General features: G+C 33.8%; 18 protein-coding genes. 5 read left to right on the forward strand and 13 right to left on the reverse strand.

Features of this window, described 5'->3' with window-relative positions; genetic code table 11:
- Nucleotides 1–147 precede the first annotated feature (147 nt).
- Complete coding sequence (locus BN863_RS11530) at nucleotides 148–1,023, forward strand: N-acetylneuraminate synthase family protein (protein ID WP_038533536.1); 876 nt, start codon at nucleotides 148–150, stop codon at nucleotides 1,021–1,023.
- A gap of 55 nt (nucleotides 1,024–1,078) precedes the next feature.
- Here BN863_RS11530 and BN863_RS11535 read toward each other — a convergent pair whose 3' ends face one another.
- From BN863_RS11535 to BN863_RS18055, 4 genes are read right to left on the reverse strand one after another with little or no spacing between them, the layout of a single operon-like run.
- Nucleotides 1,079–2,236 (reverse strand): acylneuraminate cytidylyltransferase, encoded by a 1,158-nt coding sequence (locus BN863_RS11535; protein WP_038530727.1) that lies wholly within the window; start codon nucleotides 2,234–2,236, stop codon nucleotides 1,079–1,081.
- A 4-nt stretch (nucleotides 2,237–2,240) separates the two neighbouring features.
- On the reverse strand, nucleotides 2,241–3,020 hold the full coding sequence (locus tag BN863_RS11540; RefSeq protein WP_038530729.1) for a glycosyltransferase: 780 nt from the start codon (nucleotides 3,018–3,020) through the stop codon (nucleotides 2,241–2,243).
- A gap of 31 nt (nucleotides 3,021–3,051) precedes the next feature.
- A complete protein-coding gene (locus BN863_RS11545) occupies nucleotides 3,052–3,900 on the reverse strand; it encodes a glycosyltransferase family 2 protein (RefSeq protein WP_038530731.1) in 849 nt (282 codons plus the stop codon).
- Nucleotides 3,897–4,862, reverse strand: a complete 966-nt coding sequence (locus BN863_RS18055) for a glycosyltransferase family 2 protein (protein WP_051774729.1) — start codon at nucleotides 4,860–4,862, stop codon at nucleotides 3,897–3,899. Before BN863_RS18055 ends, BN863_RS11545 begins: the two co-directional genes overlap by 4 nt.
- 1,758 nt (nucleotides 4,863–6,620) lie before the next feature.
- Here BN863_RS18055 and BN863_RS18060 point away from each other — a divergent pair.
- Nucleotides 6,621–7,262 carry a DUF6266 family protein gene (locus tag BN863_RS18060; RefSeq protein WP_051774733.1) on the forward strand — a complete coding sequence of 214 codons (642 nt, stop codon included), beginning with the start codon at nucleotides 6,621–6,623 and terminating at the stop codon, nucleotides 7,260–7,262.
- 209 nt (nucleotides 7,263–7,471) lie between these two features.
- Here BN863_RS18060 and BN863_RS11560 read toward each other — a convergent pair whose 3' ends face one another.
- The 8 genes from BN863_RS11560 to BN863_RS11595 all read right to left on the reverse strand — a co-directional run bounded on the left by BN863_RS11560 (nucleotide 7,472) and on the right by BN863_RS11595 (nucleotide 14,398).
- The gene (locus BN863_RS11560; RefSeq protein ID WP_038530735.1) at nucleotides 7,472–7,729 is read right to left on the reverse strand and encodes a helix-turn-helix domain-containing protein; all 258 of its coding nucleotides are present in this window, start codon (nucleotides 7,727–7,729) and stop codon (nucleotides 7,472–7,474) included.
- 287 nt (nucleotides 7,730–8,016) lie between these two features.
- A complete protein-coding gene (locus BN863_RS11565; RefSeq protein WP_038530737.1) occupies nucleotides 8,017–8,934 on the reverse strand; it encodes a glycosyltransferase family 2 protein in 918 nt (305 codons plus the stop codon).
- Nucleotides 8,931–9,860 carry a glycosyltransferase gene (locus BN863_RS11570; RefSeq protein ID WP_084817532.1) on the reverse strand — a complete coding sequence of 310 codons (930 nt, stop codon included), beginning with the start codon at nucleotides 9,858–9,860 and terminating at the stop codon, nucleotides 8,931–8,933. Before BN863_RS11570 ends, BN863_RS11565 begins: the two co-directional genes overlap by 4 nt.
- A gap of 74 nt (nucleotides 9,861–9,934) precedes the next feature.
- Entirely contained in the window at nucleotides 9,935–10,357 is a 423-nt protein-coding gene (locus BN863_RS11575) for an acyltransferase (RefSeq protein ID WP_197539159.1), read from the reverse strand.
- 32 nt (nucleotides 10,358–10,389) lie between these two features.
- On the reverse strand, nucleotides 10,390–11,451 hold the full coding sequence (locus BN863_RS11580) for a DegT/DnrJ/EryC1/StrS family aminotransferase (RefSeq protein ID WP_038530738.1): 1,062 nt from the start codon (nucleotides 11,449–11,451) through the stop codon (nucleotides 10,390–10,392).
- Nucleotides 11,452–11,463: 12 nt separating this feature from the next.
- Complete coding sequence (locus BN863_RS11585; protein ID WP_038530740.1) at nucleotides 11,464–12,723, reverse strand: ABC transporter ATP-binding protein; 1,260 nt, start codon at nucleotides 12,721–12,723, stop codon at nucleotides 11,464–11,466.
- A gap of 144 nt (nucleotides 12,724–12,867) precedes the next feature.
- Nucleotides 12,868–13,215 (reverse strand): four helix bundle protein, encoded by a 348-nt coding sequence (locus tag BN863_RS11590; RefSeq protein ID WP_038530742.1) that lies wholly within the window; start codon nucleotides 13,213–13,215, stop codon nucleotides 12,868–12,870.
- 292 nt (nucleotides 13,216–13,507) lie between these two features.
- Nucleotides 13,508–14,398, reverse strand: a complete 891-nt coding sequence (locus BN863_RS11595) for an ABC transporter permease (protein WP_394331999.1) — start codon at nucleotides 14,396–14,398, stop codon at nucleotides 13,508–13,510.
- Nucleotides 14,399–15,798: 1,400 nt separating this feature from the next.
- On the opposite strand from BN863_RS11595, the gene proC reads away from it, so the two are divergent.
- From proC to BN863_RS11610, 3 genes are read left to right on the forward strand one after another with little or no spacing between them, the layout of a single operon-like run.
- Nucleotides 15,799–16,605: a pyrroline-5-carboxylate reductase gene (gene proC / locus BN863_RS11600; protein ID WP_038530748.1), complete on the forward strand. Its 807-nt coding sequence runs from the start codon at nucleotides 15,799–15,801 to the stop codon at nucleotides 16,603–16,605.
- 43 nt (nucleotides 16,606–16,648) lie between these two features.
- The gene (gene proB / locus BN863_RS11605; protein WP_051774965.1) at nucleotides 16,649–17,377 is read left to right on the forward strand and encodes a glutamate 5-kinase; all 729 of its coding nucleotides are present in this window, start codon (nucleotides 16,649–16,651) and stop codon (nucleotides 17,375–17,377) included.
- Nucleotides 17,378–17,386: 9 nt separating this feature from the next.
- Nucleotides 17,387–18,586 (forward strand): glutamate-5-semialdehyde dehydrogenase, encoded by a 1,200-nt coding sequence (locus BN863_RS11610; RefSeq protein WP_038530751.1) that lies wholly within the window; start codon nucleotides 17,387–17,389, stop codon nucleotides 18,584–18,586.
- A gap of 1,644 nt (nucleotides 18,587–20,230) precedes the next feature.
- Here BN863_RS11610 and BN863_RS11615 read toward each other — a convergent pair.
- Nucleotides 20,231–20,761 carry a porin family protein gene (locus BN863_RS11615; protein ID WP_038530753.1) on the reverse strand — a complete coding sequence of 177 codons (531 nt, stop codon included), beginning with the start codon at nucleotides 20,759–20,761 and terminating at the stop codon, nucleotides 20,231–20,233.
- Nucleotides 20,762–20,820 lie beyond the last annotated feature (59 nt).

Below are 20,820 nucleotides of genomic sequence, written 5' to 3' on the forward strand. Positions count from 1 at the left end.
TATAAATTAATCTTCCAAAAATAGCATTTAAAATTGTTAGAGAAACTTTATTATAGGTTTTTTGAATTAAAATTAATTAATGAATTATTGTAGGACCTTAATTATATATATTTGTCCACTATCACTTGTTTATTAGAATTCATGGAAATAAAAAATTATAAAAAACCTTTTGTAATCGCAGAGATTGGTTGTAACCATAAAGGAGATATGGAAATAGCTAAAGAACTTATTAAAGTAGCTAAAATTTTTTGTAATGCAGATGCTGTAAAGTTTCAAAAAAGGAACAATAAAGAATTGCTTACAGAAAACCAATACAATGCACCACACCCTAATCCAGCCAACTCTTATGGCGACACTTATGGATCTCACAGAGAGTTTTTAGAATTTAACCTTGAACAACATAAAACGTTAAAAGCGTATTGCGAAGAAATTGGTATTACGTACTCTACGTCTGTTTGGGATACATCTTCTGCAAAAGAAATAGCGTCATTAAATCCTGATTTCATCAAAATTCCTTCGGCTTGTAATAATCACTTCGAGATGTTAGAATGGTTATGTGAAAATTATAAGGGAGAAATTCATATTTCTACAGGAATGACTTCTAAAAATGAAATTGATACTTTAATTAATTACTTTATAGATAAAAATAGAAATAAAGATCTTGTTGTTTATAATTGTACTTCGGGCTACCCTGTTCCCTTTAGTGATGTTTGTCTTTTAGACATTTCATTATTAATAAAAAAATATAGTGGCGTTGTAAAACATATAGGTTTTTCAGGTCACCATTTAGGTATCGCGGTAGATATTGCAGCTTTTACTTTGGGAGCAAACATTATTGAGCGACACTATACAATTGATAGAACATGGAAAGGAACTGATCACGCTGCTTCTTTAGAACCTATGGGATTAAGAAAACTATCTAGGGATTTAACAGCCGTTTATGAAGCACTTAGCTATAAACAAAAAGATATTCTTGAAATTGAACAAGTACAAAGAGACAAACTCAAGTACCGAAAAAATTAAACATAAAAAAACCAAAAGCAAAAATAATTTAAAATTTTTGCTTTTGGTTTTTTTATTAAAAGCGCTTATTATATTTTAATATCCACTCGCAGGCTTCTCTAATAGCACCTTCTCCTGAATTGGATTTCAACAAAATATCTGCATACGGTTTCACATGCTCTGTTCCGTTTCCGGGAACAAACGACCAACCCACACTACATAAGTTTGCAAGATCATTAACATCATCTCCTATATAAGCCATTTCTTCTAGATCAAGATTTCTCTTTTCCCTTAAATCGGCTAAAAAAGCATATTTATCTTTTACACCTAAAAAAACATCTTCTATATTTAATTTTTTCATCCTAGCAGCAACTAAAGGTGAATCTTCAGAGGTCATAACCATAACTTTAACAGCATCTTGTCTTAAAATTTCAAGCCCCATTCCATCTCGCATATCAAATGTTTTTGTATGCTCGCCTTCTGCTGTATAACTAATTGTACCTTTTGTAAATACGCCATCTACATCCAATACAAAATGGGTAATTCTTTTTGGTGCTCTTTTTTCTTTTAACCTCTGAATTAAAAGCTGCTCTACAATAACCCAATCTGCAGACGAATCTATTTCTGTAAGCGATTCTTCACACATTCTCACAGTAGCAATCGTACCACTTATTCTATTTTCACTCTCTAAAAAAGCCTTCTTTGTTGTACAATATACTGCACCATTTTCGATAAGCAAACCATCAAAGTCTTGCCTTCTTGGCCTTTTAAACATATTATAATTAACCGGTTCTCCGTTAGAATTCCATATAAATCTATGAGAATTAACAACGGTTAATGCACTATTATAAGATTCTTCTACAATTTTATCGATACAATTATTTATATCGATATTAATAGTAAATGGCGAGGTTGCCTGCAATAAACACAAAACATCAAATTTAAAGTCTATGCGTTTAGAAAACTCAATCATCGCCGATTCAGTAGAAGCTAAATCATCGGCATTTTCGCTACCCCTAACTATAACATGCACTTTATCTGTCCAATGATATTCTTTTTCAATAAAACGCACTACAGAGGTATCGTCTGTAAAGACATAAACCTCGTCTAGTTTAGAAAAAATGGCTTCTTTTAATACCCAACAAAACAATGGCCTTCCAACCATTTTCTTTTTGTTTTTATTTATAATTCCTTTAGATCCTTTTCGTATAGGAATAAAGCCTACTGTTTTCATACTTTTAAAATTTTGATGGTTTATTTAAAATAAATTTAATTCGGAAGACAAAACGTTTAAAACTATAGTAAATAGCAACAAAAAACCTTTTAAAGGTTCCGTAAATATCTGCCAGTAATTGTTTAAAAACAGTTAATAAATAAACATCTGTATGCCATAATTGATAGTTTCCAACAACATCATTCTTAAATCTAAAAAACACCTGTTTCCTCGTTCTTTTTATTTCGTAGCTAAAAATAGAATTTACAAACTCAATATCGTAACCAGATTCTAGAACGCGTTTACTCCACTCTTTATCTTCGAACGTAGATACATCTTCCCTAAACGGGTGTTTTTTCCAAACGTCTTTGCTAAAAGCAGATCCGGAAAAAATTAACCCTGATCTATTGGCATCATCCTTTGCTGAAACTTTATTAATATAATTTCTGTAATCATTCGGACTATGTAAGCATCTTAAACCTGCTAATTTCTGGTTTCTATTAAATTTTTCTTTAATTAATTTAAAAAAATCATGGCTAACAGGGTAAGAATGGGCACTAAAAATTACAACAAAAGGATACTTTGCTGCATTTGCAGCTATATTTGCACTGCCACCGTAACTAAACTGTTTCACCGTAACAACTCTAGCTCCAAATTCCTCTGCAATTTCTATACTACCGTCTGTAGACTCATTATCTATTACTAATATTTCAGATATATCTTCTGCATATCGCTCTGTGAGATTTTTTAATAAAAAAGTTAGAGCCCTCTTTTGATTTTTATTTCTAATAACTACTGAAATCATATAAACAAATTGTTTAAATCCTCTACTTAAATTATTTAAATAGTTTTTTAACGACTTTAAATGGTTTCATAAATATTTTTCCAATAAGGTACTCCTTTGATGATTTCAATCTTTTTTGACTTGATCTATATGTTACTGTTTTACTTAATAAAAAATCTAAAGTTTGACTGTAATTTTCTATATAGATCTCTTTATGTTTATTAAAAATATACGATATATTGGATTCTTCATGATTCTCCATAGTATCTAATAACATTGATGTTTCAGTTCTTCTATAATAAAACAGAAATTCTTCAACAAAAGTAAATTTCCATCCTCTCTTTGTGATATTGACCCAAAATTCCCAATCCTCAAATCCTTTTATCATCTTTTCGTCATATCCACCAACTTCTTCCCAACATTCTTTTCTATAAATGGAAGAAGGCATTAATCTATTTCCATACATTATATCCTTATAATCACTTCCTGATTCCGTAAAATTTTTAAAAGTTTTAGTTTTATCATATTTAAAAAATTTCCTGTAACAAGAAACAATACCTAATGAACTATCATTTAATAAAACAGGAACTAATTTTATTAAAAAATCTATATGCAAAACATCATCAGAATCTAGAGCCAAAATAATATTCCCTTTACAATTTTTCACACCTGTATTTCTAGCACTAGGTAATCCCCCATTCTCTTTCTTGATATAACTAAATCTTGGATCTCGTGTTAACCATACTTTAGCGACATCTTCAGTATGGTCTGGGCTACCATCATTAACAATAATACATTCCCAATTAGTATAGGTTTGTAGTAAAACAGATTCTAAGGTTTCGTCTAGAAAATGTGCTTGTTTATAACAAGGTACAATTATAGATACTTTTTCATTATTCATACATTATTTTTAAAATAACTATTCATCTCCCTATTGTAAAATGCTCCTCCTTTATTAAAAAAGTAATATGTAAAACCAACACCATTTAATTTTAATTTTAATAAAAAATTTAACGATTCTAAACTGTTTAATTCTTTAAAAAACAAACTTACTTCTTTATTTAATAATAGCTTTTTTATGTTTTTCAAGCATTTCTCCAAAGCAATATTACTGTTTTTTTTATCACTCTCCTTTAATAAATAGCTATAGATTTGCTTCCAAACAGATAACTCAGAGACTACATCTTTATTAGCACTTTCTTTAAACTTATGTGTTATAGTTTGTCTATGCATTCTAGTTCTTAATAAAACCTTATCAATATTTACGCCCTTTAATCCGTTCTGCTTTAAAACTCTAAATACAAAATCTAAATCTTGAGTTCTTGTTAAACTCTCATTAAAGGTTATATCTTTTATTATTTTTCGTGAATACATAATACAAGGCGTATTCAATACAATTCCTTCTTCTAAGAAAAAATGAGTTATATTTTCTAAAGTATCTAAATTATACGTTCTTAGATAATAGTCTTCCCCACCAAAAGTTTCAAAGCCACATAAGGCATAATCATAAACTTCACCATTTAAACATATAGCTTCAACCTTTATTTTTATAGCATCAACAACAAAAAGATCATCGCTATCAAACCACTGCACATAATCCCCCTTACTTACCTCAAATCCATAATTCCGAGCCCCATTACCACCAGCTAACCGGTCTGCGGGACGGAGGTGGTATTGAAAGCGGGAATCTTTAGTGCAATACTCTTCCATGAGCTGGTCGGTGCCATCGGTACTCCCATCGTCTACCACAATACATTCCCAGTTTTGGTAGGTTTGTGCCAAGACAGAGTCTAGGGTTTCCCCTATTAAATGGGCACGGTTGTAGGTGGGGATTATTATAGACACCAGAGGTGTTGTAGGCATGGTTGTTGGTTGTTGGTTGCTGGTTTTCTATCAAAAAGCTAATATAAGGATTTTTGTGGATTATTAGTTGTTAGTTGTTAGTTGTTAGTTGTTAGTTGTTAGGCTTCGACGAGCTTAGCCTATGGAACTCCATCGTGATTCTGAATTATTTCAGACTCCCACTCGCTTTTAAATCACACTCCAATGAGATACCGAATCCAGTTCGGCATGATGATATCAGTAACAAAGCAATGTAAAGTCAATAAGAAAAACCACACCCCAACGGCCTATCGAAACATCAGCGTAAAATGTACAGTGAAGCATCCGCAAAATTTTAGGCTGTTTGAGCAAGGAAATCTTGCTAAATAATAGAAAACGTATTTTAACCAATTGGTATATTTAAAAAGATAAGATATTCAAGCGAGTTCATAAAATTTAGGATGCAAGCATAACATTTAGATGAAGTTTCGTAAGCCTCGATTTACTTTGTCCTGAGCTTAGTCGAAGGGTTTGTTACTTTTTTGGGCAATGCAAAAAAGTAAAGAACAAACAATACCCCCAATCAATCGTCATTCTAAATGCATTTCAGACTCCCACTCGTTTTTAAATCACACTCCTATGAGATACCAAATCCAGTTCGGCATGACGATATCAGTAACAAAGTAATATAAAGTCAATAAGAAAAACCACACCCCAACGGCCTATCGAAACATCAGCGTAAAATGTACAGTGAAGCATTCGCAAAATTTTAGGCTGTATGAGCAAGGAAATCTTGCTAAATAATAGAAAACGTATTTTAACCAATTGGTATACTTAAAAAGATAAGATATTCAAGCGAGTTCATAAAATTTAGGATGCAAGCATAACATTTAGATGAAGTTTCGTAAGCCTAGACTTTACTTGTCCTGAGCTTAGTCGAAGGGTTTGTTACTTTTTTAGGCAATGCAAAAAAGTAAAGAACAAACAATACCCCCAATCAATCGTCATTCTAAATTCATTTCAGACTCCCACTCGTTTTTAAATCACACTCCTATGAGATACCAAATCCAGTTCGGCATGATGATATCAGTAACAAAGTAATATAAAGTCAATAAGAAAAACCACACCCCAACGGTCTATCGAAACATCAGCGTAAAATGTACAGTGAAGCATTCGCAAAATTTTAGGCTGTATGAGCAAGGAAATCTTGCTAAATAATAGAAAACGTATTTTAACCAATTGGTATACTTAAAAAGATAAGATATTCAAGCGAGTTCATAAAATTTAGGATGCAAGCATAACATTTAGATGAAGTTTCGTAAGCCTAGACTTTTTTGTTACTTTTTTGGGCAATGCAAAAAAGTAAAGAACAAACAATACCCCCAATCAATCGTCATTCTGAATTCATTTCAGAATCCCACACACTTTTAAATCGCACTCTAACGGCCTATCGAAAAACCTTTAAAACCCATTCATAATTCATTACCCCCCTTAGAGTCAGTTTCGCATCTGGTTCGCAAAACGGTCTATTTTCGAAAAATACACCCGAAGCGGTATCGAACAAAGCCCGAACAAGACTCGAACAAAACCCTTATCTGACCAAGAATCTGTTTCAAGAACGTTCAGAAGGTTTCACAACCGTTCAGCGTGTTTCAACATGTGTCAATTTGTGTCAGCGTGTATCAAAACCATTCAATGCCTATCAATATATCCCTACAGCTGCCAATACCATTCAACACATTGATTTTTAAATAAATAGCTTTTACATTAGTCATCTATTAACTCTAAAACCATAACGATATGGCAATTTTCGAAAAAGGCATACTAGGCGGATTCTCCGGCAAAGTAGGCAACGTAGTAGGCTCGCGATGGCGAGGAAAAGATGTAATGCGCAGTTTACCTCAACGGGGTAATTATACACCAACTGCTAAGCAGGAGGAACAGCGTAAAAAGTTTAAGACGGTGATTTCGTTTTTAACTCCCATATTATCTGTAGTAAACATGTATTTTGGGAATAAACAAGGCGATAAATCGCGGTATAATTTGGCGGCTTCGTACCACTTACGGGAAGCTGTTATTGCCTCGGGTTTGGGGTATGCTATGGACTATACTAAAGTGCTTATTAGTAAAGGCGATTTACGAGGTATAGACAATGGCGCCATGACAGCGGCGGCGGGGCAGACACTTAATTTTACTTGGGTGGATAACAGTGGGCAAGGTAATGCCACAGCTTTTGATGAGTTTATGGTGGTGGCGTATGCACCAGACCTAAACACGTTTTACACCAATTTAGCAGTAGATACCCGAGATGCAACTGCTGCTAGTGTAACCTTACCACCGTTTATGGCGGGTTTTGAAGTGGAAGTCTGGGCTTCGTTTAACAAACCTGGAACCCACCAAGCGGCGATAAGCACGTACATGGGTATGGCTACCATACTGTAAGCTTACACCGGGACCTCTTGACAAAGCGCATATTTTTGTATCCGTAATCTGGTACAGAAATATGTGCTTTTTTAAAGTACAGTTATTACACGAGCAAGCGGATGCCGTATTAAGTATAATCGCCACGTCCTACAATCCTAAAATCTATTTTGATGGGTTGCAAGAGGGGTATATACTTTTTTTTTGAGGTATACGGTACAGTGCAATCCTTAATCTATTTTTAAGTTACGCTTAGAACCATGTAACAGTAACTGATTTAAAAAACTTTTAGGAAACAACAGTACCCCGCCTAATTTGAAACTGGGAATCATGCCTAGTTTACGTAAGCGATAGATGGTACTCCTGCTTACATTTAAATGTTTCATGGTGGCATCGATTGTTAACCATTCTTCATTTTTATAAAATTCGGAATCAAAATGTAGGTCTTTGTTTAGGGCTGTTGGTGTGTTTGCTTTTGTCGTCTTCATCGTCCTATACGTTTTTAAATATTATAAATAACTAAAATTCAAGTTATTATACCTAAGATACTAATTTCAAACAGCATCTAAAAGTCTTAACCTAAAAATACGTAGGACTACGTAGATTGATAACACTCTCCAATTTTCTAAAAAAACGACGGCATTTAATACAAAGGAGCTTTGTGTAGACCCCCTTTTAACTGTATAGTAAGAATCTTAATTGGAGCTTCAATAAAACGGGCTAACTCTTTTAAATCTCGCACTGAGCAGAGTTGAAGGACGAGAAGTTTTCATTCCTAATACAAATAATGCTTCCCTTTTTGGATATTTATTTCACGACTCCTCATAATATCTGGACTAGCTGCTAACATTAACATTAAAGTTTTTTGGTGTTGAGCTGCCCTTTTGAACTTACCTTGAAGTTTTAATTTTAAAATATCTTTTTTCAACTGCGATATTTGTTTTTCGTGCTTGTCCGTGTTTAGTAAATTAGAATGTTTTAATTTGAATATTCGTAACGTTTTAGAGTAATAATGCTCACTAAACTCTGTAACTTTAGACCGCACCCGATCTGCTCTATCGTGAATTACATACCCCTTTGGAACGACACCAATTTTTAACCCATGGAACAACACACGTTGGCAGTAATTATCATCTTCTCCATAATGAAAAAACAAAGGATCAAACCCTCCTACAGTTTCTAAGCAGTGTTTAGAAATTAACCAAGCCGCCGCATTTACAAACGATACAGGATAAACAGCTGCTAAAGTATTTCCTAACACAAAGTCTGAATAAAATGGATTAGATCTATCACGAAGCATATAGCCAGAAAAATTATAGTCTAACCGTTTTTCATCTGCTGTAATATGTACAGGACTTAAAATGCCATACTCCTGATGCATGTTTTGAAATTGAACTAGCTTATCCAATACATTACTCACCAAATAGGCATCTTGGTTTAACAAAAACACTTGTTCAGCGCCTTGATCTAAAGCATACCGAATACCTATATTATTCGCCTGACCAAAGCCTTTGTTTTCAGTTTGTGGCAAGACAATTATTTTTGGAAAGTGTTTATTAATATAATCTACCGTCTCATCTGTAGACCCATTATCTACAACCACAACGGGATAGTCTACACAACTTTTTAAGCATGTATCTAGCCATGGCATGCCATTGTAAGTGACTATGATTATAAATGATGTGTCAATCATTTTACCTTATAATAATATTTTTTAACGATACTTAAATTCTTATAAACTGACTTAATACCATTTTTTAAATTAGTTTGCTGCTTAAAGTTTGATAAAATCAATGCTAAGGAAGCTTGTAAAAAATGCTTTTTTTCTATCGAATGGGAATACGAGATCACTGTTAACGCTATAAATGCTTTTAATTTATCAAAAGAAATTTTATTATTGCTATATTTTTTTATAAATGGGAGCAAATTAAAATCCCTCATCATTTGTTCCGAAATGACATTGTTAGAAATCCCTCCCTCATTTTTTCTATAAACAGCAGTTATTTCCGGTATCATTTTAGTTTTTCCAAAACATGAAATCAACAAAAATAAAGTTCTATCTCCAGATAATATATTTGTTGGGAAATCTGATTTAAATAACTCTTTCTTAAACATATAAGTAGCTGTGTGAAAATGTCGCCCTTCTAAAAAATCATTGGTAACTAAAGTATCTTTAATATTCTTTTTAAAATTATGACTTGCTTTATTATTACCTTCATATTTTATCAAAGAATTAGACGCTATTGCAGAGAAATCACTATTCCCCTCCATAAAACCAACCTGTTTTTGCAGTTTTAAAACGTCTGTCCAATAATCATCTCCTTCACACAAAGCAATATATTTTCCTCTACACTCTTGTAATGCCCAAACAAAATTTGGAATCATACCTTTATTTGGTTGATGCTTTACATAACGTATCCAATGAGCATTCTTATGAGTACGTTTAATTTCTTCTACAATTGTTTGAGTACAGTCTGGAGAACAGTCATCTGCTATTAGTAACTCTACTTCAAAATCACACTCTTGCATTAAAACACCTTCAATAGCTTGCTTAATGTAATCTTCATGTCCATAAGTAATCATACAAACAGATACCATAATATTGGGTCTAATAATCATCGACAAATTTTAATAGTCCCTTCTTCCTTGATTTAATTTTTTTACAGGAACCCCTACATTAACAGACCAAGCTTCTAAATTTTTGTTACTAAACTCATTGCTCCAGTTACCGCACCTTCACTAACAACTACATTAGGAAGTATCGTTGAGTTAGCTCCAATTTGTGAATATTTTTCTAAAAATATTTCTCCTGAAATAATATGATTATGAATTGGCTTAGACATCGGACTCATTAAATAATCCCCATTAAAATCATCTGAAGCTGAAAACAAGGTACATCGAGGTGAAAGCCCTGAAAAATCTTTCATTACAATACCATATTTTCCATATAATGCACAATAGGCAGAAATATGTATATGAGAACCTAATGTTATTTTCCCAGATAATATACAAAAATCATCAATTCGAACATGACTCCCTATCACTAAATCTCCTGGATTATAAAGCCTAGCGAACCTACTGATATAGACATCTGTTCCAAAGGATTTGACTCCCAACTTTTTCAGCTCATCTATTGAATAAAAAGAATTCATATTAAAAATTTAGAAATTTGATTAATTATTTTATTTTCCATACCTGCCCACAATGGCAAACATAATATCCGTGAACTTATACTCTCTGTAATTTTACAATCCACATTTTCAATATAGGGTAAACAATTTAAACTTGGATAAAAATAACGTCTAGGATATATATGATTCGTATTCATTTTTCTTTGAACTTGTAGTAACTCACTCTCAGAATTAAAAATTATAGGATAATAACTATTATTCCATAAAGTACCTTCTCTAATTTTTAACCTTTGAAAAGAAGTCTCTTTCAATATTTCATCATACAGTTTAACTGCACGACTACGAGTACTCATTATTTCAGTTATATGAGAAAATACAGCTAGTCCCATTGCTGCCTGTGGCTCACTCATTTTAGCATTAATACCTAAACCATGAAATGCTTCAGCTCCATCATGTCCAAAATTATGGTGATAAAACATATCGTCATAAAACTCTGGTTTACAAAATAAGGCCCCACCTTCTCCTGTATGAAATAACTTAGTAGCATGAAAACTGCACGTACTTACATCACCATATTCAAAAATAGATTTCCCTTTATATGTTACTCCAAAACAATGTGCTGCATCGTAAATTACTTTCAGATTATATTTATCTGCAATGATTTGGATAGCTTCTATATTACATGGATTTCCAAAAACGTGAGTTGCTAATATTGCTGATGTATTAGGTGTAATTGCTGCTTCAATCTTGGTTTCGTCAATTGTTAAATATTCTGGATGAATATCGACAAAAACAGGTGTACAACCTTCCCAAACAATACTACTAGTAGTAGCCACGTAACTAAATGGAGTCGTAATAATTTCGCCTTTTAAACCTAAAGCTTTTATAGCTATTTGTAAAGGTAAAGTACCATTTGTCATGGCAATAAGGTTAGTAACCCCTAAATGAGATTGCAATTGAGCTTCAAGTTCTCTAACTAAAACACCTCGATTAGTCATCCACCCCGTTTCCCAAGCACATTTCAAAATCGCTTGATACTCTTCTTGGGGTGGTAAAAATGTTTTAGTGACGTTTATCATTTAATTATCAAATTATAAGTTTTCCCATTCAAACATTGGTTTAATATAACCTGGCTCCTTACCCATATAACTTCCAATTTCCAAACTCCCATTTATTATTGTAAAACTTATTACGTTGTCTTCAACCCATACAGCACGTTTACCATCTTTAACTAAAAAAAACTTTAAAAAGAACGTTCCTGGATTAAAAAAATATGCTGGGATTAAAGTCTTTAAATGATTTTTCCCTGTTTTTAATTTTACTTCGGATTTTAAATGATGGAAACTAAATAAAGCATCTCCTTCATCATTTATTAAATGATAAGTAACATGATATTTCTCAGAATCTTTTTCAATTTTTAATATTGTTTCTAATACAATTTCTTCAGATTCTACAATAACAGCTTCATTTTCTCTATTAGCATTTCGCAATCCTATTTCTAAAAGTTCAAACACACCTTTTTGAATTACATCATTAAACGTTCTAACATTATTAACTATTAAATTTCCTGATTTTAAATAAAAATCTACAGCCTCATCAACCCCACCTTCAAACACAGTCATCCCATGCTCTAAAACAATAGCACGTGTACACAAATTCTTCACAGCTGCCATATTATGACTTACAAACAACACGGTACGGCCATCGCTTTTACTTATGTCCTGCATTTTACCAATGGCTTTCTTCTGGAACTCGGCATCACCTACCGCCAATACCTCGTCAATCACTAAAATATCGGGTTCTAAAAAAGCAGCTACAGCAAAAGCTAAACGCACACGCATCCCTGAACTATAACGTTTTACAGGGGTATCGACATACCGTTCGCAACCGCTAAATGCGATAATCTCAGATTCCTTGGCTTTAATTTCAGCCTTGGTCATCCCGAGAATGGCACCGTTTAAATAGATGTTTTCACGCCCTGTTAATTCGGGATGAAACCCCGTTCCTACTTCTAGCAAACTGGCTATACGGCCGCGGGTTTTAATCTCGCCCGTAGTCGGACTCGTTACACGAGATAATATTTTTAAAAGCGTCGATTTCCCTGCACCATTCTTACCTATAATACCTAGGACCTCGCCTTGTTGCACTTCGAAATTAATATCTTTTAATGCCCACGCATAATCGCTACTGCCTTTGGTACTGCGGTTGTTCTCTTCCCCTATTTTTAAATACGGATCCTCTTTACCACGTACGTGGTGCCACCAACGGTTTAAATCGTGACTAATCGTACCGGTACCTATTACCCCTAAACGGTATTGTTTACTTATATTTTCGGCTTTTAATATAGTCATTAGTTGGTAGTGTTTAGTGTGAGTCGTGAATCGTTAGTTGTGAGTCGTTAGTTGTTAGTCGTAAATCGTTAGTTGTGAATCGTTAGTCGTTAGTCGTTAGTCGTTAGTTGTTAGTTGTTAGTTGTTAGTTGTTAGTTGTTTAATTTATTTTTTAATAATATAATTTCTGTATCCTAAAATAAGTTTTTTTACGTTTATAATTAAGGTGTACAAATCTTTATGTTCTTCTAGTAATTGTAATCTTAGTATAATTAAATATTGTGTTTCTACCTCGGCCACTGAACCCAATGCGTAATTAAGAAAATTCAACAATTCTTTATCTCCTCTTCTAGCGCTTCCTTCTGCAATATTTGAAGGCACAGATACAGCAGCGCGTCTAATTTGTGAACATAAACCATATTTTTCTGATTCTGGTAAATCTGATGTCCATTTATAAATAACAGTCACTAAATCCATACTTCGTTTCCAAACATCTAGTTCCTTATAATCCATAATTCAAAATATTCATTAGTTTCATCACCCAATTTTAAACTTCATAAACCCGACTCACGATTTACGTTTACCAATTTATGATGTTCCGATTCACATTTTATCGATTCACGTTTCCTCAATTCACGATAAACCGATTTATCGATTCACCATTCATGATTCCTCAATTCACGATAAACCATTCACGATAAACCATTCACGATTCACCTTTCACCATTAACGATTCCTCAATTCACCATTCACCATTCACCATTCACCATTCACCATTAACGATAAACCATTCACCAGCCCTAACCTAAACCGTATCAATAAACTTCTTCTCTGTGCTATTAAACACGATCAGTCCGAATAAAAACACCAATACGCTTACTGCGCCTATATATATAATTTGCAGACTTGATATCTCTCCAACGCCTAGCATAATATGTCGAAACGCTTCTATAACAATAGTCATGGGATTATATGCTACAAGCCAAGAGATACTCGGTAATTTTTCTTCGAAATATGATAACGGATACATCACTGCCGAGCCGTACATTAATAGTTGTACCCCAAAACCGACTAAAAAGGTTAAATCGCGATATTTTGTAGTCATTGATGAGATAAGCATCCCGAAACCTAAGCCTAATAATCCCATAATGAGAACAAGAACCGGTAAGAGCAACAAACTAAGTTCTGGTCTAGCAGCATAAGCTTTGTCTGTAAACACCGTGAAATAGATATAAAACCCAATAAACACGAGCATTTGAATACCAAATTTCACCAAATTAGAGACCACTATCGACATAGGAATTATGACTCGTGGAAAATAGACTTTTCCAAAAATGGACTGGTTTTTAGTAAACGTATCGCTGGTTCCTGTTAGGCAGGCCGAAAAATAGTTCCAGGCGGTAATTCCAGCTAGGTTAAACAAAAAGGCAGGCACACCCGGTTTTACAGGGATGGCAGCCAAATTATTAAAAATAACCGTAAAGATTATAGACGTAAATAAGGGTTGAATAAAATACCATAATGGCCCCAAAATGGTTTGCTTGTATACCGTGACAATATCACGCTTAACGAATAAAAACAGTAAATCTTTATATCGCCAAATCTCTTTAAAATTAAGATCGATTAATTTCCGTTTAGGTGAAATGGTATATAACCAAGGTAATTCTGGTTGGTCGGCTGGATTCAATGGATTTATTTTAGTTGCGCTAATATAATAAATGCTTGCGAATTACAAATTATGAATTGGTATTAGTTGCTGGTTGAATGGTTGAATGGTTGAATGGACGAAATCTTGTATTAGAAACCTAAAACTTTAACAGCTCATAACTAAAAAGAGATTGAAGTTATATAAAATCAACAAGAAAAACCACGCTTCCAACGTCATTCTGAATGCATTTCAGAATCTCAAACGCTTTAAAACCACACTCCAATGAGATACCGAATCAAGTTCGGCATGACGAGACTTTCAGCTAAGAACAATTCACAATCATAAAAACCAAACATCCTCCCAACGTCATTCTGAATTCATTTCAGAATCTCACACGCATTAAAACCATACTCCAATGAGATACCGAATCAAGTTCAGCATGACGATATCAGTAACAAAGCAATGTAAAATTAATAAGAAAAACCACACCCCAACGGCCTATCGAAACATCAGCGTAAAATGTACAGTGAAGCATCCGCAAAATTTTAGGCTGTTTGAGCAAGGAAATCTTGCTAAAAAATAGAAAACGTATTTTAACCAATAGGTATATTCAAAAGATGAGAGATTCAAGCGAGTTCCTAAAATTTAGGATGCAAGCATAACATTTAGATGAAGTTTCGTAAGCCTAGACTTACTTGTCCTGAGCTTAGTCGAAGGGTTTGTTACTTTTTTGGGCAATGCAAAAAAGTAAAGAACAAACAATACCCCCCATCCAATTGTCATTCAGAATTCATTTCAGAATCTCACACGCTTTAAAACCACACTCGAATGAGATACCGAATCAAGTTCGGCATGACGACACCTTCAACTTAGAACATGAAATCCCAAACATAAAAACAAATGATGAACCTAGCGTCATTCTGAATTTATTTCAGAATCCCACACGCATAAAAACACACTCGAATCTATAAAACCGTCCTCAATTTCGACTTCGGGACCCAACCGATGAAGCATCCGTAAAATAAAAAGCTGTTTGAGTACGTCATTAAGCGGACGAGTTCTTTTTATTTAGGATGTAAAACGATGTTGGGTGAATAAGAAAGTGCAGACTAGATTTTTTTGGTTCGTTTTTTTAGCAATGAAAAAAATGAACAAAACATTCACCTAACGTAATTATAAATTTATTTCATAATCTCAAACGCATAAAAACGCACTCGAACACATCATCTCAAATTCAAGTAAATCCAGACAAATTTCACCCCTTCAAAATAGAGTTTACTTATATCTACTATAACCATAGGCTATTACAAAATTCACAATAAAAGCACCTAAACATCATAAATAACATAAAAACGGGGTCAAAAAAGGCTTTAAACTGTTCAGATTTTGCTATTCCATATAATTTATTAGTTTGTCCCTATCATTAATTTAAACATAAAAATAACGTAATGAAATTATTAGTAATTGGAGCGGGAAATATGGGGTTAACCTATGCCGAAGCGATGTCTAAATCGAAGCTTCTTAAAAAAAGAAACATCATGATTTTAGACAGCTCCGACGAGAAAATCGAGAGTTTAAATAAAATCTCACATTTCGACGTCTTCAAAGACCCAAAAGACTGCGTCCCTCAAGCAGACTTAATTTTTTTAGCGGTAAAACCGTATCATGCTGATGAATTATTCGGCAAAATGGCACCTATCGTCACTAAAGGTCAGATTGTAATCTCTTTAATGGCAGGTGTTACTATTAAGCACATTCAAGATGCTTTAGATTTAGCTAAAGTTGTACGTACCATGCCTAATCTACCTGCTAAAGTAGGAAAAGGGTTAACGTCCTACACCGCATCTGAGGAAGTATCAAGAATCGAGCTGTTAACCATTGAAAACTTATTAAACACAACAGGAAAATCGATTCAAGTAAAGAATGAAAACTTTATCGATGCCTCTACGGGAATTTCAGGAAGCGGACCAGCTTACGTATTTTACTTTATGCAAAGTATGATGGAAGCCGCATTGCAAATGGGCTTCTCGGAAAATGTATCTAAAGTATTAGTGAGCCAGACCTTTACTGGTGCAGTAGACTTGTTTAATCAAGACGATATTTCTCCTAACAGATGGATGGAACTTGTTGCATCAAAAGGAGGAACTACCCGTGCTGCCTTAGATAGCATGGACGATAATAATGTAAATGAATTAATAAAAGAGGCTGCATTTGCCGCCTTTAATAGAGCTATAGAACTTGGAAAAGACAAATAAGAAATACAAGCAACGTATTGTCATTAAAGTTGGAACCAACGTAATGACGAATAGAGATAATAGAATTGTAAGACCCGTACTAGACCGTCTGGTAAAGCAAATTGCCGAACTTTACGAGCGTGATATTATCACCGTACTCGTATCTTCGGGTTCAGTAATTGCAGGGATGGAAGTTTTAGGACATTCAGACATTAAAGACAAAGCTTCTAGGAGACAAGTGTATTCTGCTATTGGACAACCAAGAATGATGCGTTTGTATTATAATATTTTTCACGATTATGGTATGAAATGTGCACAGGTTTTGCCAACGAAGAATGATTTCGACCCAGGCGAACACCGTCGTAATATGCAAAACTGTTATGAGAACTTATTATCTGAAGGTGTGATTCCGATTGCGAATGAAGATGATACCGTTTCTTTATCGCACGCGATGTTTTCGGATAATGATGAGTTGGCGTGTTTAATTGCTGAAATGATTGATGCCGATAAACTTATTATCCTAACAGATATTGACGGTTTATATGACGGACATCCAGATGCCGAAGATTCTTCTTTAGTTGAAGAAGTGGGTATTAACGAAAACGTAAATCATTTTATAAATGATGGACTTAAAGGTGAAGCTGAAGGCCGAGGTGGTATGTTATCGAAATTAAACTACGCCAAACAATCAGCTAGAAAAAATATTCCTACGATTATTGCCAACGGAAAAAGCGAAAATACCATTATCGATATTATCGATGGTAAAGCTGTAGGAACAAAAGTAGAAATTTAAAAAACACAGATGAAATTATTAAAGACCGACTTAAAAAACAATGTTTTACAATCCATGATTAATTTAATGGATACCAATAGAGCAGAACTTTTAAGCGCGAACAAGAAAGATTTAGAAGCATTTAGTAAAGACGACCAAGCCATGTACGATCGGTTAATCGTAGATGACAAAAAGATAGATAGCATGATTACCTCGGTAAGAGAAGTTATGCAACAAGAAGACCCTATTGGACAAACAATTTCGCATCGCGTATTAGACGACGGCTTAGAAATCACCAATAAAACAGCTCCATTTGGAACGATAATGATTATATACGAATCACGTCCAGATGTGACTATAGAAGCCGCTGTGCTTGCTTTTAAAGCCAACAATAAGATATTCTTAAAAGGTGGTAAAGAAGCAATTCACAGTAATAAAATATTAGTCGATTTTTGGCATAGAGCCTTAAACGAAAATGGTTTGGATAATAGTTACATTCAGCTGTTAACCTTAAACCGACAGGAAACGCAGGATTTCCTTAAAAATCCTTCAGAGAAATTAGACTTAATCGTACCTCGTGGTGGGGAACGTTTAATTCAGTTTGTAAAGGAACATGCACGATGCGCTGTTTTAGTAAGCGGACGAGGAAATAATTTCCTATTTGTTGATAAAACTGCCGATTGGGATAAAACCATTAAGGTAATTTTAAACGCAAAAACCGATAAAATTTCGGCTTGTAATGCTTTGGATAAAATTCTAATTGCGAAAGATGTTCCTGATTACGAAGCTAAATTAAAAGATTTAGAAGCTATTTTAAAAGCTAAAGGTGTTGAGCTTTTAGTAGATTCTGAAACTCAAAAAATTCTTAAAGACGAGCCTATTATTCCAAATGATGACGTTTGGCATGAAGAGTTTCTCGCTTTAAAATGTTGTATTGGTACAGTGGATTCTTTAGATGATGCCATCGAAAAAATAAACATCTATTCTGGAGGACACTCAGCAACAATTATGACGAATAGCAAAGAGAAAGCTATTCAATTTATGGAAAACGTAGATTGTGCAGCTGTATATCAAAATGCCTCTACCCGATTCACCGATGGTGGAAAAATGGGTGTAGGAGCAGAACTTGCTATTAGTACAGATAAATTACACCACAGAGGTCCGTTAGGACTGAAAGAATTGGTTACAAATAAGTATTATATTTTTGGAGACGGTCACATTCGTGAGTAAACTTTAAAACTATATTTCTATATAAAAATGAAGGCTGCCGCAAGGTGGTCTTTGTTGTTTTTTGTAGTGAGTAGTGAGTAGTGAGTAGTGAGTAGTGAGTAGTGAGTAGGCTTCGACTAGCTCAGCCTAACAGTTCGGTTTAAATATTTTTGTGTTCTCGACTCCGCTCGAACTCCATAGAAATATATGCGTTTTCAACATTTTAGAAGTAATCGATATGAGATGTTCAAAGATTAAACATGGAGATTTTAAAAGGTCTTCGAGCGGAGTCGAGAAGCTTAGCGAAACACAAAGATAGTGCGTGCTAAATTACAACGTATGTTTTGACTAAATAACATATCACTACATATAAATCTTAATGAATATTATTTATCTCATAGCTTAAACTTTAAACCTTATACAAAAAAAAACTGTTCTCGACTCCGCTCGAACATCCTAGAAACGTATGGAGTCTCTATATTTCACATACAATTTGGAAAAGACGATATAAAGATTAAATCTTGAGAAGTTAAACGGTCTTCGAGCGGAGTCGAGAAGCTTAGCGAAACACAAAGATAGTGCGTGCTAAATTACAACGTATGTTTTGACTAAATAACAATATACTAACTACTAATAGTAAATCTTAATGTAACTATATTTAGTCTACTAACTAAGTACTTAAAACTTTAAACCTTATACGTAAAAAAAAAACCGTGGTTACTCCGTACTACCGGCCTACGTAACCTAAGGTCCTAAGGAAACGTTATGGAAGTACTCTAANAATTTCCGACATTACAAGTTTAGGAAAAGGAACGATATAAAGATTAAACATGGAGATTTTAAAAGGTCTTCGAGCGGAGTCGAGAAGCTTAGCGAAACACAAAGATAGTGCGTGCTAAATTACAACGTATGTTTTGACTAAATAACATATCACTACATATAAATCTTAATGAATATTATTTATCTCATAGCTTAAACTTTAAACCTTATACAAAAAAAAAAACTGTTCTCGACTCCGCTCGAACATCCTAGAAACGTATGGAGTCTCTACATATTTTCAACATACAATTTGGAAAAGACGATATAAAGATTAAATCTTGAGAAGTTAAACGGTCTTCGAGCGGAGTCGAGAAGCTTAGCGAAACACAAAGATAGTGCGTGCTAAATTACAACGTATGTTTTGACTAAATAACATATCACTACATATAAATCTTAATGAATATTATTTATCTCATAGCTTAAACTTTAAACCTTATACAAAAAAAAAACTGTTCTCGACTCCGCTCGAACATCCTAGAAACGTATGGAGTCTCTATATTTCACATACAATTTGGAAAAGACGATATAAAGATTAAATCTTGAGAATTTAAACGGTCTTCGAGCGGAGTCGAGAAGTTTAGTGAAATACGAAGATAATGCGTACTAAACTTCAACGTATGTTTTGACTAAATAACGAGTCACTATATTTAAATCTTAATGAATATTACTTATCTCATGGCTTAAACTTAAAACTTATATCAACAAAAAAACTGTTCTCGACTCCGCTCGAACATCCTAGAAGCATGTGGAGCCTTATTGAGTAACCTTAAACCTTACACCAATAAAAAAGGTTCACAACATTTTACAGTCATGAACCTTTTCTTAAAGAATATGTTGTTAATAGATTTAGAATATTTTTATTCCAACACCTACTTGAATGTTATGATTTGAAGCTTCTAAAGGCTGATCATCGTCATACACATTAGAGAATCCGTAAACATATCTTACATCGACATAAAAGTCGTCTAAAAAGATATATTCAGCACCGACTACACCAGAAAATACTAAGTTTCTAAATCCGTCTTCGTATTCATGAATTTTAAGTCCCATTTGAGGCCCTAATCCAACTGAAACTTTTTCCCACATGGTATATTTAAAGAATACTGGTAAATTAAGGTAATCAATTCTTAATGCTTCATCTTTAGCGCCTTCAGCAGAATATTGAATTTCTGGAGCGATTGAGAATTTCTCGGTAATACCATATTGTGCAGTGAATCCAACAACAAACCCATTTCTATGCGCATTACCAGAAGGTACGTTAGATTCGTAATTTAAATTTGACATATTAATCCCTGCTCTTACACCAAACAGATCGAATTGGGCAAAACTCGTTGTTGTAGCAAGTATGGTTATAACTAATAAAGTAATTTTTTTCATATTTGATAGATTTTGACGCTAAGTTAAAATTTATAGAATCACTTTGATATTATTTTAGA

Origin of the sequence: Formosa agariphila KMM 3901 (assembly GCF_000723205.1) — a bacterium.
Lineage (GTDB): Bacteria > Bacteroidota > Bacteroidia > Flavobacteriales > Flavobacteriaceae > Formosa > Formosa agariphila.

Bases quoted from the DNA above. Each gene is read 5' to 3' on its own strand.
- proC (WP_038530748.1), top strand. From the start codon at position 15,799: ATGAAATTATTAGTAATTGGAGCGGGAAATATGGGGTTAACCTATGCC.
- BN863_RS11585 (WP_038530740.1), bottom strand. From the start codon at position 12,723: ATGACTATATTAAAAGCCGAAAATATAAGTAAACAATACCGTTTAGGG.
- proB (WP_051774965.1), top strand. From the start codon at position 16,649: ATGACGAATAGAGATAATAGAATTGTAAGACCCGTACTAGACCGTCTG.
- BN863_RS11615 (WP_038530753.1), bottom strand. From the start codon at position 20,761: ATGAAAAAAATTACTTTATTAGTTATAACCATACTTGCTACAACAACG.
- BN863_RS18055 (WP_051774729.1), bottom strand. From the start codon at position 4,862: ATGCCTACAACACCTCTGGTGTCTATAATAATCCCCACCTACAACCGT.
- BN863_RS11545 (WP_038530731.1), bottom strand. From the start codon at position 3,900: ATGAATAATGAAAAAGTATCTATAATTGTACCTTGTTATAAACAAGCA.
- BN863_RS11610 (WP_038530751.1), top strand. From the start codon at position 17,387: ATGAAATTATTAAAGACCGACTTAAAAAACAATGTTTTACAATCCATG.
- BN863_RS11580 (WP_038530738.1), bottom strand. From the start codon at position 11,451: ATGATAAACGTCACTAAAACATTTTTACCACCCCAAGAAGAGTATCAA.
- BN863_RS11560 (WP_038530735.1), bottom strand. From the start codon at position 7,729: ATGAAGACGACAAAAGCAAACACACCAACAGCCCTAAACAAAGACCTA.
- BN863_RS11535 (WP_038530727.1), bottom strand. From the start codon at position 2,236: ATGAAAACAGTAGGCTTTATTCCTATACGAAAAGGATCTAAAGGAATT.
- BN863_RS11590 (WP_038530742.1), bottom strand. From the start codon at position 13,215: ATGGATTATAAGGAACTAGATGTTTGGAAACGAAGTATGGATTTAGTG.
- BN863_RS11570 (WP_084817532.1), bottom strand. From the start codon at position 9,860: ATGATTATTAGACCCAATATTATGGTATCTGTTTGTATGATTACTTAT.
- BN863_RS11540 (WP_038530729.1), bottom strand. From the start codon at position 3,020: ATGATTTCAGTAGTTATTAGAAATAAAAATCAAAAGAGGGCTCTAACT.
- BN863_RS18060 (WP_051774733.1), top strand. From the start codon at position 6,621: ATGGCAATTTTCGAAAAAGGCATACTAGGCGGATTCTCCGGCAAAGTA.
- BN863_RS11565 (WP_038530737.1), bottom strand. From the start codon at position 8,934: ATGATTGACACATCATTTATAATCATAGTCACTTACAATGGCATGCCA.